This window comes from Rhizobium sp. BK049, from assembly GCF_014193135.1.
GTDB lineage: Bacteria > Pseudomonadota > Alphaproteobacteria > Rhizobiales > Rhizobiaceae > Rhizobium.
This window is the reverse complement of the sequence record NZ_JACHYV010000001.1, coordinates 289,594-306,251: the sequence shown is the minus strand read 5'-3', so window position 1 is coordinate 306,251 and position 16,658 is coordinate 289,594. Positions and strand designations below refer to the sequence as shown.

General features: G+C 61.4%; 15 protein-coding genes and 1 pseudogene. 11 read left to right on the top strand and 5 right to left on the bottom strand.

Features of this window, described 5'->3' with window-relative positions:
• The first annotated feature begins 243 nt into the window (after positions 1-243).
• The 10 genes from FHT70_RS01440 (at position 244) to FHT70_RS01395 (ending at position 10,593) form a co-directional block, all read left to right on the top strand.
• On the top strand, positions 244-960 hold the full coding sequence (locus tag FHT70_RS01440) for a GntR family transcriptional regulator (RefSeq protein WP_183698427.1): 717 nt from the start codon (positions 244-246) through the stop codon (positions 958-960).
• Positions 957-1,868, top strand: coding sequence for a dihydrodipicolinate synthase family protein (locus FHT70_RS01435; RefSeq protein WP_085781778.1), 912 nt, complete (start codon positions 957-959; stop codon positions 1,866-1,868). Before FHT70_RS01440 ends, FHT70_RS01435 begins: the two co-directional genes overlap by 4 nt.
• The gene (locus FHT70_RS01430; RefSeq protein WP_183698426.1) at positions 1,861-3,378 is read left to right on the top strand and encodes an aldehyde dehydrogenase; all 1,518 of its coding nucleotides are present in this window, start codon (positions 1,861-1,863) and stop codon (positions 3,376-3,378) included. The genes FHT70_RS01435 and FHT70_RS01430 overlap by 8 nt, the downstream gene beginning before the upstream one ends.
• Positions 3,375-4,721, top strand: coding sequence for an FAD-binding oxidoreductase (locus tag FHT70_RS01425; RefSeq protein ID WP_183698425.1), 1,347 nt, complete (start codon positions 3,375-3,377; stop codon positions 4,719-4,721). The genes FHT70_RS01430 and FHT70_RS01425 overlap by 4 nt, the downstream gene beginning before the upstream one ends.
• Positions 4,722-4,793: 72 nt before the next feature.
• Positions 4,794-5,645, top strand: coding sequence for a glycine betaine ABC transporter substrate-binding protein (locus tag FHT70_RS01420; protein WP_085781775.1), 852 nt, complete (start codon positions 4,794-4,796; stop codon positions 5,643-5,645).
• Between the two features lie 84 nt (positions 5,646-5,729).
• Entirely contained in the window at positions 5,730-6,821 is a 1,092-nt protein-coding gene (locus tag FHT70_RS01415; RefSeq protein ID WP_183698424.1) for a glycine betaine/L-proline ABC transporter ATP-binding protein, read from the top strand.
• Between the two features lie 18 nt (positions 6,822-6,839).
• Positions 6,840-7,688, top strand: coding sequence for an ABC transporter permease subunit (locus FHT70_RS01410; RefSeq protein WP_085781773.1), 849 nt, complete (start codon positions 6,840-6,842; stop codon positions 7,686-7,688).
• Positions 7,685-8,536 (top strand): ABC transporter permease subunit, encoded by an 852-nt coding sequence (locus FHT70_RS01405; protein ID WP_085781772.1) that lies wholly within the window; start codon positions 7,685-7,687, stop codon positions 8,534-8,536. Before FHT70_RS01410 ends, FHT70_RS01405 begins: the two co-directional genes overlap by 4 nt.
• 15 nt (positions 8,537-8,551) lie before the next feature.
• Positions 8,552-9,550, top strand: coding sequence for a 4-hydroxyproline epimerase (locus FHT70_RS01400; RefSeq protein WP_085781771.1), 999 nt, complete (start codon positions 8,552-8,554; stop codon positions 9,548-9,550).
• Between the two features lie 29 nt (positions 9,551-9,579).
• Positions 9,580-10,593, top strand: coding sequence for a GlxA family transcriptional regulator (locus FHT70_RS01395; RefSeq protein WP_085782070.1), 1,014 nt, complete (start codon positions 9,580-9,582; stop codon positions 10,591-10,593).
• Between the two features lie 204 nt (positions 10,594-10,797).
• Here FHT70_RS01395 and FHT70_RS01390 read toward each other — a convergent pair whose 3' ends face one another.
• Positions 10,798-11,865 carry a hybrid-cluster NAD(P)-dependent oxidoreductase gene (locus FHT70_RS01390; RefSeq protein WP_183698535.1) on the bottom strand — a complete coding sequence of 356 codons (1,068 nt, stop codon included), beginning with the start codon at positions 11,863-11,865 and terminating at the stop codon, positions 10,798-10,800.
• A gap of 10 nt (positions 11,866-11,875) precedes the next feature.
• Complete coding sequence (locus FHT70_RS01385) at positions 11,876-13,129, bottom strand: aromatic ring-hydroxylating dioxygenase subunit alpha (RefSeq protein WP_183698423.1); 1,254 nt, start codon at positions 13,127-13,129, stop codon at positions 11,876-11,878.
• A 109-nt stretch (positions 13,130-13,238) separates the two neighbouring features.
• On the opposite strand from FHT70_RS01385, the gene FHT70_RS01380 reads away from it, so the two are divergent.
• Positions 13,239-14,126 carry a LysR substrate-binding domain-containing protein gene (locus tag FHT70_RS01380; RefSeq protein WP_183698422.1) on the top strand — a complete coding sequence of 296 codons (888 nt, stop codon included), beginning with the start codon at positions 13,239-13,241 and terminating at the stop codon, positions 14,124-14,126.
• Here the strand turns inward: FHT70_RS01380 and FHT70_RS01375 are convergent.
• The 3 genes and pseudogenes from FHT70_RS01375 to copC all read right to left on the bottom strand — a co-directional run bounded on the left by FHT70_RS01375 (position 14,127) and on the right by copC (position 16,634).
• Positions 14,127-15,213 (bottom strand): annotated as a pseudogene (locus FHT70_RS01375) (acyltransferase).
• Between the two features lie 165 nt (positions 15,214-15,378).
• Positions 15,379-16,272 (bottom strand): copper homeostasis membrane protein CopD, encoded by an 894-nt coding sequence (gene copD / locus FHT70_RS01370; RefSeq protein ID WP_183698421.1) that lies wholly within the window; start codon positions 16,270-16,272, stop codon positions 15,379-15,381.
• Entirely contained in the window at positions 16,269-16,634 is a 366-nt protein-coding gene (gene copC / locus FHT70_RS01365) for a copper homeostasis periplasmic binding protein CopC (protein WP_183698420.1), read from the bottom strand. Before copC ends, copD begins: the two co-directional genes overlap by 4 nt.
• Between the last annotated feature and the right edge of the window lie 24 nt (positions 16,635-16,658).

The window sequence follows — 16,658 nt, the reverse complement described above, 5'->3', positions numbered from 1 at the left end:
CGCGGAGCTTTTGCCATGCCCGTCACTTCCGAAAATAAGCAGCGGCATCAAGCCTCCCGCTATCGGCGGCAACAGTCTCCTTTGCCGTGGGACACCGATCATCGCCCGCGCTCAGAACACGCTCTTTGCAAATTGTGTAATCGAGGAATTATTACTGTGTACATAGAGTACACAATTATTGACTTTGTTCGGGCGGCGTGTCATCTTCCCCGGCGTAGAGCAACAAGCGACCGGAGATCGACGATGGCGAAGACACCCAAGAGCAATCTCTACGAAGACCTGAAACGCCAGATTCTGACGATGGAGCTGGATCCGGACGCTGATCTCGACGAGGTCAGTCTGAGCGAGAAGTACGGGCTGTCGCGCACCCCGGTGCGGGACATATTCCGTCGCCTTGCCGGCGAGGGCTATATCGACATCCGCGAGAACAGGGGTGCGCGGGTCATTCCGATGAACCACTCCACGCTGCGCAATTTCTTCCTTGTCGCGCCGATGATCTATGCGGCGATCGGCCGTCTCGCCGTGCAGAACTTCAAGCCCGCGCAGCTTGTCGATCTGAGGCAGACCCAGGAACGGTTCCGGGCCGCCAGCGAGACTAGGGACCCGCTGGCGATGGTTCTGGAGAACAATCGCTTTCATGAAATTTTCGGTGAGATGTCGGGCAATGACTATCTGCAGCCGAGCCTCGGCCGGCTGCTCATCGACCACGCACGCATCGGCCACACCTTCTTCCGCCCGAGAAACGATGACATGCGGCGGCGGCTGCAAATTGCCGTCGACCATCATGACGGCTTCATCGAGGCTCTCGGTGCTCACGACGAGAGCGCCGTGGTCGACCTCGTCTTCGAACACTGGGAACTGTCTCGCGAGAACATGGAGATGTTCATCGCCCCGCCAGGCCTTAAGGCGGATGCCCATCTCGGCGGTCCGGCCACGCAATTCTTGGAGAAGTCATCGTGAAATTTGAGGGGATCTATACACCGGCCGTGACGCCGCTCGATCAGGATGGGCAGATCGACCGGCCGGCATTCGCTGCCGTGCTCGAGTCGCTGATTGAGGCCGGCGTCCACGGCATTATTGTCGGCGGTTCGACGGGCGAATACTACGCCCAGAGCAGCCAGGAACGTTACGAGCTCGCGGCCTATGCGAAGGAAGTCATCGGGACGCGGCTGCCGCTCATCATTGGCACAGGCGCCACGCGGACCGAAGATTCGGTCGAATATGCCAAGGCTGCGAAGGAAATTGGTGCGGACGCGATCCTCGTGTCGTCGCCGCCATACGCATTGCCGACCGAACGCGAGAACGCAGTCCATGCGCTGACCGTCGATCGCGCCGCCAACCTGCCGATCATGCTCTACAACTACCCTGCCCGCATGGGTGTGGTGATGGGCGATGAGTATTTTTCCCGCGTCGGCAAGTCGAAGAACGTCGTCGCCATCAAGGAAAGCTCCGGCGACATGAGCAATCTTCACCTGCTGGCCCGGAAATTCCCGCACATCTCGCTCTCGTGCGGCTGGGACGACCAGGCGCTCGAATTCTTCGCATGGGGCGCGAAAAGCTGGGTCTGCGCCGGCTCCAATTTCCTGCCGCGCGAGCATGTCGCCCTCTATGAGGCCTGCGTCGTCGAGAAGAACTTCGACAAGGGCCGGGCGATCATGAGCGCGATGCTGCCCCTGATGGATTTCCTCGAATGCGGCAAGTTCGTCCAGTCGATCAAACACGGCTGCGAGATCATCGGCCTGAAAGCCGGCCCCGTGCGGTCGCCGCTGCGCGGACTGAACTCCGAAGAGAAAAGAACCCTTCAGACCGTCGTTTCCACGTTGAAGCGCACGGTCGGCCAGATCACGTCGGGAGCCAATCATGCATGAGCCATTGACCGCAGCCGAATACAAGGCGATCGCCGCCGGTCTTCAACTTCCGACGAATGCTTTCATTGACGGCACATTCCGTCCGGCCAATTCCGGCAATACCTTCACCTCCACAAACCCTGCGACGGGCGAGGTCCTTGCCGAAATCGCCGCCTGTGATTCAAGCGACGTCGATTTCGCCGTCGAAAAGGCGAAGCAGGCATTTGACGACGGACGCTGGCGGCTTCGCTCTCCGGGCGAGCGCAAGGACGTGCTGCTGAAGCTCGCCAAGCTCCTGGAGCGCAACCGGCACGAGCTCGCCGTCATGGAGAGTCTCGACAGCGGCAAGCCGATCCGCGAATGCCAGACGGTCGACGTACCCGATACAATTCATACGCTGCGTTGGCATGCCGAACTGATCGACAAGCTCTATGACAACACCGCCCCTGTCGGCGCCAACGCGTTGACGATGATTGTGCGTGAGCCGATCGGCGTTGTCGGCTGCGTGTTGCCGTGGAATTTCCCGCTGCTGATGCTCGCCTGGAAGATCGGCCCGGCGCTTGCGGCCGGCTGCTCGGTCATCGTCAAACCGGCACAGGAAACGACGCTCACGACGCTGCGTGTCGCCGAGCTTGCCCATGAAGCGGGTATTCCTGCGGGTGTCTTCAACGTTGTGACCGGCGACGGCAAGGACGTCGGCGAACCGATCGGCCTGCACAAGGATGTCGATATGGTGGCCTTCACCGGCTCGACGCCCACCGGCCGCCGCTTCCTGCGTTATGCCGCGGACTCGAACCTCAAGAAAGTCGTGCTCGAATGCGGCGGCAAGAATCCCGCGGTCGTTCTCGACGATGCCGAAGACCTGGACCTCGTTGCCGAGCAGGTTGTCAACGGCGCCTTCTGGAACATGGGCGAGAACTGCTCGGCCACTTCGCGTCTCATCGTCCAGTCCGGAATCAAGGACGAATTGATGAAGCGCATCGGCGCCTATATGCGCGAATGGAAGACGGGCGATCCGCTCGATCCCGAAAACCGCATCGGCGCGCTCGTCAGCAAGACACATTTCGAGAAGGTGAAGTCCTTCCTCGACGACGCCAAGACGGAGAAGCTCTCCGTTGCCCATGGCGGCGAAACCTATAACGGCATCTTCATCGAGCCGACGGTGGTCGAGGGTGTGACACCTGCAAGCCGCCTCTTCCAGGAGGAAATCTTCGGGCCGGTGCTCTCCGTGACCACTTTCAAGTCGCTCGCTGAGGCGATCGCCCTTGCCAATGATACGAATTACGGCCTGACGGCCTCCGTCTATACCGGCAGCCTGCGGAATGCGATCAAGCTCTCGCGCGAGATCCGCGCCGGTGTCGTCACGGTCAACTGCTTTGGAGAAGGGGACGCCACCACCCCGTTTGGCGGTTACAAGGAGTCCGGCTTCGGCGGCCGCGACAAGTCGGTCTTCGCCCACGACAATTACTGCGAGCTGAAGACCATCTGGATCGACGTATCCGAACGATCGGTCGACGAGACGGTCCGATGATCCGCCACGTCATCAAGCGCCTGCCGATCGATACCGGCGTTTCGGGATGGGAGGCGATCAGCGGACGCGCCTTCCCCGCAACGGCGCTTGAGCGTGACATACTGGCGGACTGGCTGATCGTGGGCGCCGGCTTTGCCGGACTCTCGGCGGCCCGCCGTCTCTCGCAGGCGCGGCCTGGCGACAAGATCGTCGTCCTGGATGCCGGCGAGCTTGCCAAGGGGCCGGCTGGGAGAAATTCCGGCTTCATGATCGACGTGCCGCACAACCTCTCCTCCGGCGAGTATTCGGTGGCGGGCGAGGCGGCAACCAAGGACGAGATCCGCCAGAACCGTCTGGCGATTTCCTTCGCATCCGAAGTGGCGGCCGAATACGGCCTGTCCAAGGAGGTCTTCGACCCCGCGGGCAAGGTGAATGCGGCCGCCTCCGCGCGCGGGCTCGCGCTTAACGACAACTATCGGAAGTCGCTCGAGAAGATCGGTGAGGAGCATAGCGTTTTCGACGCCGATCACATGCGGGAAATGACCGGCTCGCGCTATTACCTCGGAGGGCTCTACACGCCCGGCGCGGTGATGATTCAGCCGGCCGGTTACATTCGCGGCTTGGCGCACGGGCTTTCCTCGAAGGTCGTCATCCACGAGAATTCGCCGGTGCTGGAACTTTCCCGGGAGGGGGGCAGCTGGAAGGCGAAGACGCCGCGCGGCTCGGTCTCATCGCCGAAGGTCATACTGGGCGTGAACGGCCACATCGAAAGCTTCGGCCATTTCCGCGGTCGGCTGATGCATATCTTCACGTATGCGTCGATGACATCGGCCTTTTCCCAGAACGAATTTGGCGGCGATGTCACCGGCGTCGATCGCTGGGCGCTGCTGCCGGCCGACCCGATGGGCGCCACTGTGCGCAAGATCTCCAAGGACGGCCTGTCGAGGATCGTCGTCAGGACGAGGTTCACCTACGATCCCAGCCTCAAAGTATCGGAAAAGCGTGTGGCCGGCATTGCCGCCGAGCAGCGGCGCTCGTTCGACGCTCGGTTCCCCGAGCTGAAAAGCCTGCCGATGGAATATAGCTGGGCGGGCGCGCTCTGCCTCAGCCGGAACCATGTGCCGGCTTTCGGCGAGGTCGAAGAGGGGCTGTTTTCCGCCTGTTGCGAGAATGGTCTCGGCACCGTCAAGAGCACACTTGCCGGCATGATGGCGGCTGACCTCGCGACAGGCGCCGCGAGTTCGGAGCTCGACACGTACAAAAACCAGCCGGAACCGACGAGATTGCCTCCCGAGCCCATCGCCTGGCTCGGCGTCAACTCGGTCATCCGCCTACAGGAATTGCGTGCAGGCCGCGAGGGATGATCCCTCGGGTCACGCAATACGAAGCTGCCCGCTCGCAGACTTCAATGGGAACGTAAAACAGGAGTAACAACAATGAAAATTTTGTGGAAGGCGCTCTGCGCCGCTGCGATGATCGGGATCAGTGTTCTGCCGGCCCGCGCGGAAGAAAAGACGATCACCATGGGCACGATGTCGTGGGAGGATCTCACGCCGATCACCGGCATCACCAAGAAGGTTCTCGAAGACGCCGGCTATACCGTCAAGGTCACCGAATTCTCCGAGTGGGGCATTGCCTATGCCGCCCTCGCCAAGGGCGACATCCAAGTGCTCACCTCGCAGACGGACTATGTCGCGCAGGACTACTGGGACAAGAACAAGAACCGCCTCGAAAAGATCTCGCCGGTTTCGCACGGCCTCTATCAGGGCGTCGCCGTTCCCAAATATGTGCCGATCGACTCGCTGGAACAGCTCAATGAAAACCCCGACAAGTTCGGCGGCAAGATCATCGGCATCGAGCCGGGCGCCGGCCTGATGCGCGACACATCGAATGCGGTCAAGGATTACGGGCTCAAGCTCCAGCTTGTCGAAGGCAGCACGGCCGCGATGACGGCGGCGCTGAAATCCGCCTACGACCGTAAGGAGTGGATCGCCGTGACGATCTGGGAGCCGTCCTGGATGGTCCAGAAGTACGAGGTCAAGTACCTCAAGGATCCGAAGGGCGTCTTCCCGCCGCCGCAGAGCTACTACTGGATCGGCCATAAGGGCTTTTCCGAAGAGAACCCGCATGCCCGCGAAGTCATGGCCAGCGTCTATGTGCCGATCGCCGACATCACGGCCATCAACGGCGAAGTCAAGGACGGCAAGACCATGGACCAGGCCGTTCAGGACTGGATCGGCGCCCATGCCGACCTGATCAAGCGCTGGGAAAACATCAAGAAGAAATAAGTGCGTCGTGGCCGTCCGATCCTATGGGCGGCCACCCTCTCACCTAGAAGAAGCCAGCGCCGATTGGCTCAAAAGGGTATCGCTATGAAAACCGTCAATATCGATGCCAAGGATGTCCTGATCGACTGCCAATCCCTCTGGAAGGTCTTTGGTGACAAATCCGCTGCGGCGATGCAGTCGATAAAGGAGCGCGGTCTCGACAAGAAGGAGGTCCTGCAGAAATTCAACTGCGTCGTCGGCGTGTCCGAAGTGAGCCTCCAGGTCCGGCGCGGGGAAATCTTCTGCATCATGGGCCTGTCGGGCAGCGGAAAATCGACGCTGATCCGCCTTTTGAACAAGCTGATCACGCCGAGCGCCGGCAAGGTGCTCGTCAAGGGACGCGACCTCGCCTCCTTGTCGCCGGTCGATCTCAGGCAGATGCGCGCCAAGAACATCGGCATGGTGTTTCAGAGCGTTGCCCTGCTGCCGCACCGCACCGTCCTGGAAAATGCGGCCTTCGGCCTCGAGGTCCAGGGAATCGCGAAGGCGGAGCGAAACAAGACCGCCGCCGCCGCCCTCGAGAAAGTCGGCCTCGCCGACTGGTTGAGCCGCTATCCCAATGAGCTTTCCGGCGGCATGCAGCAGCGCGTCGGGCTTGCCCGCGCCCTTGCCTCCGACCCGGAGATCATTCTCATGGACGAGCCGTTCAGCGCGCTCGATCCCCTGATCCGGCGCCAGCTTCAGGACGAATTCCGCCAGCTGACCAAAGCCCTCGGCAAATCTGCCGTCTTCATCACCCATGATCTCGACGAGGCGATCCGCATCGGCGACCGTATCGCCATCATGAAGGACGGCGTCATCATCCAGACCGGCACGGCCGAGGAAATCATCCTCAACCCGGCCGATGCCTATGTGGCCGAATTCGTCGCCGGCATATCCCGCCTTCATTTGATCAAGGCGCATTCGGTCATGCGCAGCGTTGCCGAATTCCAGCAGAGCGCTGCGAATTCGGATATCGCGTCGCTGGCGCGCACGACGCCGAATGCCGATATCGACGAGCTTATCTCCCTGACGATGCAATCGGACCGCGACGCCATTGCCGTCGTCGATAACGATCGAGTCGTGGGCGTCGTTACACCGCGCAGCCTCTTGATGGGTGTCAAGGGAACCTCCGCCCCCGATCTGACGGCGGCGTGACCCAGGGAGCTGATTGACATGGACAGTTCAGCCTTCACCGATCTTTTCGACGAATGGACGGACTCCGCGCTCGAATGGGTGAGCGACAACGGGGAATTCCTGTTTGACTACATCAGACAGCTTCTCGAGGGTCTCTATGACGGGATCCTCTGGCTGCTGGAGCTTCCGCCGTTTTACGTGGTCGCCGTCATTGTGGCGCTGATCGGCTGGCGGCTGGTCAATGCCTGGTTCGCGGTGCTCAGCGGCGTCGCGCTGGCGCTTTGTTTTTCGATGGGGCTGTGGCCGGAGACGATGAGCACGCTGGCTCTGGTCCTGACCGCCACCACGATCGCCCTGGCGATCGGCATTCCGGTCGGCATTGCCGCCGGCTTTTTCACGGCTCTCGATCACTTCATGGAGCCGGGCCTCGATCTCATCCAGACCATGCCACCCTACATCTACCTGCTGCCGGCGATCGCCTTGCTCGGCTACGGGCCGGCGACGGCGCTGATCGCCACCGTGATCGTCGCCGTGCCGCCGGCCATCCGCCTGACCTCTCTCGGCATCCGCATGACGCCCAAGGAATTCATCGAACTCGGAGAGGCACTCGGGATGACGCCGGCGAAAATGTTCTTCAAGATCCGTCTTCCCTTTGCGCTGCCGAGCATCATGGCGGGTATCAACCAGAGCCTGATGATGGCTTTTGGTATGGTCGTCATCGCCGGCATCGTCGGCTCCGGCGGGCTCGGAGAGACGATCTATGGCGCGATCAGGACGCTCGATATCGCGACCTCGATCAATGCCGCGATCGCAATCGTGGTACTGACCATGGTGATTGACCGGATAACCCAGAGTGCTGCCCGCCTGGGAACAGGGAGGAAGTCATGAATCCTGCGATCCTGCAGTTTTCGCCGGGCGCCCTCCTGGCCCCAGCCGTCGATTGGCTCAACACCAATCTTCATCCGCTGTTTGCGGCCATCAGCACCGTGGTCGAAACGGTCCTGTCGGCAATCGAGACGGCACTGCTCTTCGTGCCGCCTTATGCGCTGATCGTCATCGTCGTCCTGCTGGCATTCTTCGCAGTCAGCCTGCGCGCCGCGATCCTCGCCGGCCTTTGCCTCGGCTTCTGCCTGCTTGTCGGGCTGTGGACGGCGTCGATGCAGACGCTTGCTCTTGTGACCGTCGCCGTTGTGATTTCCGTCCTCATTGCCTTCCCGATCGGCGTGCTTTGTTCGCGCTACAAGACATTGGAGGCGGTGGTTCGCCCGATCCTCGACGTGATGCAGACGGTGCCGCCATGGGTCTATCTCATCCCGGCGGTGATGATCTTCAGCCTTGGACGCGTGCCGGCCATTATCGCCACCATCGTCTATGGCATTCCGCCGATGCTGCGACTGACGACGCTGGCTTTCAACCAGGTGCCGAAGGTGTTCATCGAGCTCGGCAGCGCCATCGGCGCACCGCCCCGCTCGATCCTCTGGAAGATCGAAATTCCGCTCGCCAAGCAGACACTGCTCGTCGGTCTCAATCAATGCATTCTTTTGTCGCTCGCAATGGCGGTGCTCGCCGGCCTCGTCGGCGCGGGCGGTCTCGGCGCCGAAGTGACGCGCGGCCTGACGCGCATGGAGATGGGGCTCGGCCTGAGAGCAGGTCTGGCAATCGTTGCAGTCGCTCTTCTGCTCGACCGGCTGTCGCGCGGCCTGCTCGACCGCGGCGGTCTGCCCAAGGCGCGATGAGCGGGATGTGAAAAGATGAGAAACAGCTTTTTCTGCATCGATGCGCACACCTGCGGCAACCCGGTTCGTCTCGTTGCCGGAGGCGGCCCCCTGCTTCCGCACGTGCCCATGGGCGAACGACGGGAGATTTTCGTCCGCGACCATGACTGGGTGCGCAAGGCGCTGATGTTCGAGCCGAGGGGGCATGACATCATGTCGGGTTCGATCATCTATCCCGCCTATCGGCCCGATTGCGATTTCGCCGTGCTGTTCATCGAGGTGAGCGGCTGCCTGCCGATGTGCGGCGCCGGCACCATCGGCACCGTGACCGCTGCGATCGAGGAAGGGCTGGTCAAGCCGCGTGAGCCGGGAAGAGTCGCGATCGAAACGCCGGCAGGCAGGGTCGACGTCACCTATGAGGAGAAGAATGGATATGTCGATTCCGTCCGTCTCCACAATGTCGCGAGCTATCTTCATGAGGCCGATGTCGCGGTGGATGTGCCCGGAATGGGTCGCCTGCGCGTCGATATTTCCTATGGCGGCAACTATTATGCAGTCGTCGAGCCGCAGGAGAACTGGAGCGGACTCGACGGCATGAGCGCATCCGACATCGTCGGCTGCAGCCAGAAGCTCAGGACAGCGCTTGCCGATATCTGCAATCCCGTTCATCCCGACGATGCCAGGATATCGGGCGTGCATCACGCGATCTGGTGTGACGGCCCGGTGAACGACGTGTCGGACGGGCGCTGCGCGGTCTTCTACGGCGAGAAGGCGATAGATCGCTCGCCGGGCGGCACCGGCACATCGGCGCGCATGGCGCAGCTCCATGGAAAGGGACGGCTTACCGTCGGGTCGAGCTACCGTCATGAAAGCCTGATCGGAACCGTCTTCGAGGGCCGGGTGGAAGGCGAGGCAAACATCGGACCTTATCGCGGCATCCTCCCGAGCATCGGGGGCTGGGCGCGGGTCATCGGCCACAACACCATTTTTGTTGACGACCGCGATCCGCTGGCGCACGGTTTTCAGATCAGATGAGCGCATTCAGGAACGGTGATGAGATGAATATGCGACCCGGGCAGCATCGGCAGGCAGACGGCGCCGCAAAGCCCACCGCCCGGCTCAAGGTCGGATTCGTTCTGTCGCGGTCGTTCACGCTGTCCGCCTTTGCGCTGTTCGTGGATACGCTGCGGCTGGCCAGCGACGAGCAGGACCGTTCCGGAAGAGTGCTTGCCGACTGGCAGGTGATCGGCAGCACGCGGCATCTGATCACTTCGAGTTGCGGCGTCCAGGTCGCTCCGACGTCTGACTTCGTCGATCCCACGCGCTTCGACTACATCGCCGTCGTCGGCGGCCTTCTGAGCGTGGAGAACCCCGTCGATCAGCAGACCATCACCTTCCTCAAGCAGGCGGATGCCAAGAAGGTGCCGCTGATCGGCGTGTGCACCGGTACGTTCATCCTTGCCGCTGCGGGCCTGATGAAGCGGCATGAATCCTGCGTCAGCTGGCTGCATTATAAGGAGTTTCGCGAGCGTTTCCCCGAACTCAGCGTTCGCTCCGACCGGCTCTTCAATCTCGATCGCCAGCGCGGATCCTGCGCCGGCGGCAGCAGCAGTGCCGATATGGCGGCGCTGCTGGTCAGGAAATATATCAGCCGCGATGCCGAACGAAACGCGCTTGAAGTGCTGCAGATCGAGAAGGCCCGCGCTCCGGCCGACATTCAGCCCCGGCGTCCGCTTTACGACGATTATGACGATGCCCGTGTCAAGGCGGCGATGATCACGATGGAGCAGTTCGTCGATGGCAGCATGCCGATCGAGAAACTCGCCGCCATGGTCGGGCTCTCCCGGCGGCAGTTGGAGAGAATCTTCATCGAGAAGACGGGAATGTCTCCCGCCAAAGCCTACAACCGCGTCCGCATGGAGCGGGCAAAATCGATCCTGGCCCAATCGAAGGCGCCGCTGATCGAGATTGCGCTCGATGTCGGCTTTGAAAACGCGTCGCAATTCACGAGAACGTTCAAGCGCACATTCGGGCAGACGCCGTCGCAGCATCGCGCGGCAGCTTTAAGATCGCATTGAACGATGCGACCTTTCACACATTTTCCCAGGGAAAGCTGTCCAGCCGCTCCGCGCCCTTCGTCGTGGTCAAAAGCCGGTCAGCCCCCTCGGGATTGAGATAGGCCTGTTTTCTCTCGTCCTTGAAGACGGGCCGGCTCGGCGGAACGGCTTTTGTCTCGCTGCATCCGAGTGATCCCCTGTTGTCGGTGAGTAATGCGGCGTTACTCAGCGCTCGATGACGAGATCGCCGAGCGGCTTGGAGCAGCAGGGCAGGAAGAAGCCGGCGTCGATTTCGCGTTGCCGGATGCCACCATTATGGTTCATCTCCACCGAACCGGAGACAAGCTTCGACTTGCAGGTGCCGCAGACCCCATTCGAGCACGAGGAGGGCAGGCGGACGTTGCCTTTCTTTGCCGCCGCAAGCACGGTCTGGTCTGACGGGACCTCCAACATCTTCTTCTGTTTCGAGAATTCGACCTGGAAAGTCCTCGTTGTCGGCTGTGCGTCGACGTCGAGGCCTGGCTCGTCAATGACCGCGGCGTCGAAGCTCTCTTCGATATAGTTTTCTGGCGGGACGCCGAGAGCAGCCGTGATCGAACGCGCCACTGCCATGAACGGCGCGGGACCGCAGCACATAACGACGCGTTCGGCGATGTCGGGCACGGCAAGCTTGAGGAACTCCGGCGAGATCCGGCCGGTCAGCCCTGGCCATGACAATTCGCCGGCGACCGTTTCGGGAAGAAATTGGAGACGCAGTCCCTTCATCCTCGCTGCGAGCCCCGAAAGGTCGTGGCGAAAGATCAGATCGGCAGGCGTTCTCGCCGCGTGCAGAAAGACGATGTCCGACGCTTCGTATCGGTCTGCCAGATCACGTGTGATCGACATGACAGGCGTGATGCCCGAACCTCCGGAGAGGAGCAGAAGCTTGATCTTCTCGCCCTTGGGACGGATGAAATAACCAAGCGGTCCCTGACCCTTGACGGTCATGCCTGGTGCCATATGGTCGTGGAGCCAGTTCGATATCCTGCCGCCGGGCATGCGCTTGACCGTCACCGTAAAGGTATTGCTTCGATGGGGCGACGACGAGATGCTGTAGCACCGCGCCTCACCATCCGAACCCGTCGGGAAGTCGAACAGAAAGTACTGGCCGGCATCGAAGTGGAAATGCTTACCTTCGGGCGACGCGAACGTGAAGCTTTTCACGTCATGCGTCTCCTGATGGACGTCGAGACAGACGAGGGTCTCGTCAGTCTCCGGATCCCAGACCTGCTGCGCGCTCTGACCTAGACGCATGGATGTGAGATCAATACCCATGAGCGCGCATCCGATCGATGTACCAGGTGGCGAACTTGTCGAGGTTCGTCTCGGAGAAGCGGGAATAGGGGCCTGGCTGATAGGCGGGATCGAGCGTGCCGGCATGCGAGCGGGCGACGAGATCGGCATCCTGGTCCGTCGTCGCGATCCAGACGTCCGTCAGCTTGTCGAGATCGTAATCGACCCCCTCGACGGCATCCTTGTGGACCAACCACTTGGTACGCACCAGCGTCTTGCCCGCCGAAAGCGGGATGACGATCGCAACCACCGCATGGTCGCCCATGAAGTGGTTCCAGCTGTTATGACCCCAGAGATGCGTGTCGCCGAGATCCTTGCGGGTCATTTGACCGAGCAGCTTGGAGGATGCGGCGGTGGCGTCGGGGGTCTGGGATTCGCCGGCGCCTGCTATGATCAGCCGCTGGGTGCGGAAGTTTGTGGCGCAGTCGGTGAGCTGCTCGATAGCAGCCGAGGGGAAACCGTCTGTCTCCCATGCCTGCGTGCGCTCCTCGTAAAGCCGGAAATGCTCTTCCGCCAACTCACGATCCTCGGGGCTCAGCGTCTCCGGATCGAAGCCGAAGTCGAGATCGACGAAGGAGACGCAGAGTTCCGGATGGTTGGCGGAGCAATGGTAGCACTCGCGATTGTTCTCCATCGTCAGCTTCCAGTTGCCTTCCTCGGTGACGTCGGTCTGGTGGGCGATCTTGGCATTGCGGATTTCATAGGGAGCGAGACGCTCGGCCATCGCCTGCTCGAGGCCGGCAATGTCCTCGGGCGGATTGTCGGATAGACAGACGTAGACCAGGCCGCCGATCGATTTGAAAGTAACCGGCTTCAGGCCGTGACAGTCCTTGTCGAAATCCTTGCCCATATGAGGGGCGTAGCTGAGTTCGCCCGTCAGTTCATAGGTCCAAGTGTGGTAGGGACAGACGAGCTTCGAAACGATTGTCTTGCCCGGATTGAGAAGGCGGGAGCCGCGATGGCGGCAGACATTGTGCAGGACGCGAATTTCGCCATCGTCGTCACGCAGGAGGATCAAGCTCGTCTTGCCGATATCGATCACCGTGGCGTCGCCGGGCTCGGGAACGTCACAGTCGAGGCCGACGCAGATCCAGTGCTTGTGGAAGAAGACATCGACGTCCGCTTCGAACACATCTTCCCTGATGTAAAGGCCGGCCGGCAGAGAATAACCGTCGGCACGGGCGTCGAGAAGGGCCGAAATCGAAGACGGAAGCTTGTTTAGCATGAGAACCTCTTATGTGAGAGTTCCCTAGATTGCCCTTGCAGTTACAGGGTTTCAACGGCATAAAAAATTACGATCGCATAATATTTTCTCATGTGAAAAGGTGTTCGAGATGCAGTTTCGACGGCGGCTCCCCTCGCTGACAGCACTGGTGACGCTGGAAGCGGTTCTGCGCAGAAAGAGCTTCACCACGGCCGCGACCGAGCTCGGTGTCACCCAGGCGGCGGTCAGTCGGCAGATCGCCTTGCTGGAGGAGGAACTGGGGCAGCCGCTGTTCGTGCGCAAGCACCGAGCGATCGAACCGACGGCGGCCTGCGTCAGTCTCGGCGCGACGCTCGCCAAGAGTTTCGCCGATATCGCCGAGAACGTAGAGGCGATCCAGTCGCGCAGCCAGGATGTGGTGACGATCGGGGCGACAGTGGCATTCTCGTCCTTCTGGCTGCTGCCGAGGCTGGCCGAGTTCCGCCGGGCGAATCCCGGAATTCTCGTGCGGGTAATCTCCCAGGACAACCCGATCGCGCTCGACGACGGAGAGATCGACGTGGCCATCCGCTACGGCATGCCGCCCTTCAGCGACGGAACGGTTATCGCGTCGCGCGGCGACGTCATTACCCCTGTCTGCTCACCAGATTATCTCAGGCGTCGCGGAAATGGCCCGCTGGGCTCGACCGACGAATTCATCGAAACCGACGTTCTCGACCGTTCCTGGTACAGCTGGTCGCAATGGGTATCGCTCACCCGCGCCAATATCGAGGTCAAGCCATCGCTTCGCTTCAACCACTACACCGAAACCATTGCCGCCGCGCGCGCGGGGCAGGGGATCGCGCTCGGATGGCGCATGCTAGTCGGCACGTTCCTCGAGGACGGAACCCTGGTGAGCGCCGAGGCAAGCGAACTTGCCGCCGAAGATCGCTACAATGTGATCGTGCCGGTCAAAGCCAAGCGCAGCAATGCCCGCAATCTCGCCGCCGCCTGGCTGACGGCATCGCTGCACGGGTGATCACAGACCGAGCCCCGGCGTTGCCGTCCGATGCACGCCCTTGGGGACGAAGGCGAAGTGATCCGCAAGGCCGAGGAAATCGGCTGAAAGGTGAATGACCGAAAGCCACATCTCTGTTCCCCGCAGGCTTGGCTCGGCGCCGTCGGCGAACGGGAATCCTTCGCCGTCCCGCCATCTGTCCAGGGCTCTTGTTATGAGATGTCGGGAAATCGCCTCTCCGTCTGTCCGCCGGTAATCGGTCTGCCGGGTAATCAACAGCAGCGGATGGATCGTATCGAGCAGGTTGCAGGCATTATACTTCGCGCCGACGAAGCCCTTGTGATTGCGGTAGTTGAGGCATAGGTGCCGCGCGTCAGGCGATAAAAGCCATTCACCGGCTGGAGCCATTCCCTCGGCAGCTGTTGGCTCGCCCCATAGGCCGGAGACGCTGTTGGCATTGCGGTTCAACCATTCGAACAGCGCCTGGCGTGATTGCCGGATGCCGAAATAGCTGGCGTTGAAATAGATGGCGGTGCCGATGGCATCGACCACGCTGCCGGCATGCCACGCCCTGCTTTGCCAGGGCAGAGCGCTCAGCCACGCGTCGAGCCCTGCGGCGTCGAGCTCGACCGCGCGGACAGGGTGCCGCGGATTCGAGCCGAGCAGTTCAAGCGCATAGCCGACCGAAAGGACGGTGTAGAGCGCCTTCGGATCATCCCTCAGCGCAATCGCCATCGCGGGAATGTCCCTGGTGGCGACCGCCCCGGCAGCTATGAGGGCGCCGTTTCCGATCGTGACGCCATCGAGGATCACGCAATTGGCGCCGATCCATACACCGTCGCGGGTTATGATGCCGAGGCTGACGACGCCTTGGCGGTGTATGGGCAGATCAGGATCGTCAGGCTTTCGGTGAAGATCGCGGCATTCTCGGCGATATAGGAGGTCTCGGCTAGTTCGGCGGCGCATGATCGCCGGAGCGCTGCCTTGCGGGCGAGGTGAGCGGGATGATCGAGGTCCGACGCAATGCGCTAAGCGCGCCGGCTGCAATATCTTCCCTGGGATCCCTCTCCTCGCTCGCCGATGCCTTAGGGCTGTTGACGTGATTCATCCTGCTCCTCATTCTCAGGTCGGTCGCCGAAGACTCGTCTATGTCAAGCCATCCATCTCCTGGCGGTATCGGACCCCGTAAGCGGTTCGCTAGCAAGATGCAGAGGATGGACCGGTCGCTGGCCGGTTGCCTCGAAGCGGTCGTTGCGCGATGCCTCAGCGTGACTTACATGGCTGCCGGCTCCAGCGTGCCGAACCATGCCACTAGGCCGACGACCGCGAATGCCAAGACAATTTCGACAACGGTGCCGATCCTGAGTGCCGTCACGGCTCCATGAGACCAGGAGAGTTTTGGCACGAGCACATACCTGTGGAGGATCGCCAGTCCGATCATCGACAGGACGAGCAGTATCTTCAGGGAAAGCAGAAGCTGATAGACAACGGACCAGTCGAGCGGAAAACCCCCGATGATCATGAACATGTTGCCGGCGCCGGAGATTAAAACCATGCCGACGGCGATGTGGCCTGCCGTGGAGAAACGGACGAGCGCCGTGGTCGCGTCGCGGCCGGCCCGGTGATCGGACAACAGCGGCAAAATGATCGCGACCGGGATCAGCGCCCCGAACCAGGTGCCTCCCGCCAGGACATGGACGATATCGACTCCCCGATGCAGTGCGCGAAACCAGCCGGTGTTCATGGCGGCATGGCCGCTCGCGGCAAGACCGGCCAGCAGGAATCCCGCCGCGAACGTCATGGCGGCGGCCCGCAATCGCGTGGGCGTCGCGATGTATGCGATCAAAAGCGCGGCGGCTCCTGCCGCCTGCCACATCCACGCCGTGCCGATCGTGGTGCCGGAAAGAATATCTAGCATTGCGCTGAAATCAAATGCCTGCGCCCAATCCTCACCGAGGATCGCGGACCTGAATGGGAGGGCAAGGACCGTTGCAGCGACTGTGCAGCCGACCGCAAGGGCTCGCGGCCAAGATTGCCGTGTCCAGATATTCCCGGAAAGGGAGGCCGGAACGAGCAGCCACAGATATGCGGAGCTGCCCCACAGATACAGGGCAGCGACGTCTAGGAAAAAGCGGCAAGCGATATAGGCCGTCTCGGGCGTGATCACGGCTTGACGGTGAAGGTATAGCTGCCGTTGGTCTTATGACCGTCGGCCGAAAGCACATGCCAGCTGACTGTGTAGTCGCCTGGCGCCAATGTTGCAGAAACGGGAACCGTCAGAACCTTGCGATCGTCCTTCAGTCCGGCTTCGCCAAGCTTGATTTCCTCCTTGCTGGAGTCGGTGACCTTCACGCCGCTGAACTTGAGATCGAGTTCTTCCGTAAAAGTCAGGTCGAGTTCGCTGGGAGAGACGACGGACGTCTTCTCCGCCGGGCTCGACGTTTTCAGGTGGGCGTGAGCCAGGGCCTGGCTGGCGGCCGCGGCCGTCAAGATCAGTGCGATGGAAGCGATCAGGGGGAGTTTTGACATAGTCATCTCATCTGTTTCCTTCGA

Excerpts from the sequence above, each read along its gene's own strand:
- FHT70_RS01390 (WP_183698535.1), bottom strand. The coding sequence starts at position 11,865 with ATGCGTCTAGGTCAGAGCGCGCAGCAGGTCTGGGATCCGGAGACTGAC.
- FHT70_RS01440 (WP_183698427.1), top strand. The coding sequence starts at position 244 with ATGGCGAAGACACCCAAGAGCAATCTCTACGAAGACCTGAAACGCCAG.
- FHT70_RS01410 (WP_085781773.1), top strand. The coding sequence starts at position 6,840 with ATGGACAGTTCAGCCTTCACCGATCTTTTCGACGAATGGACGGACTCC.
- FHT70_RS01420 (WP_085781775.1), top strand. The coding sequence starts at position 4,794 with ATGAAAATTTTGTGGAAGGCGCTCTGCGCCGCTGCGATGATCGGGATC.
- copC (WP_183698420.1), bottom strand. The coding sequence starts at position 16,634 with ATGTCAAAACTCCCCCTGATCGCTTCCATCGCACTGATCTTGACGGCC.
- FHT70_RS01395 (WP_085782070.1), top strand. The coding sequence starts at position 9,580 with ATGCGACCCGGGCAGCATCGGCAGGCAGACGGCGCCGCAAAGCCCACC.
- FHT70_RS01415 (WP_183698424.1), top strand. The coding sequence starts at position 5,730 with ATGAAAACCGTCAATATCGATGCCAAGGATGTCCTGATCGACTGCCAA.
- FHT70_RS01380 (WP_183698422.1), top strand. The coding sequence starts at position 13,239 with ATGCAGTTTCGACGGCGGCTCCCCTCGCTGACAGCACTGGTGACGCTG.
- FHT70_RS01405 (WP_085781772.1), top strand. The coding sequence starts at position 7,685 with ATGAATCCTGCGATCCTGCAGTTTTCGCCGGGCGCCCTCCTGGCCCCA.
- FHT70_RS01400 (WP_085781771.1), top strand. The coding sequence starts at position 8,552 with ATGAGAAACAGCTTTTTCTGCATCGATGCGCACACCTGCGGCAACCCG.
- FHT70_RS01425 (WP_183698425.1), top strand. The coding sequence starts at position 3,375 with ATGATCCGCCACGTCATCAAGCGCCTGCCGATCGATACCGGCGTTTCG.
- FHT70_RS01385 (WP_183698423.1), bottom strand. The coding sequence starts at position 13,129 with ATGCTAAACAAGCTTCCGTCTTCGATTTCGGCCCTTCTCGACGCCCGT.
- FHT70_RS01430 (WP_183698426.1), top strand. The coding sequence starts at position 1,861 with ATGCATGAGCCATTGACCGCAGCCGAATACAAGGCGATCGCCGCCGGT.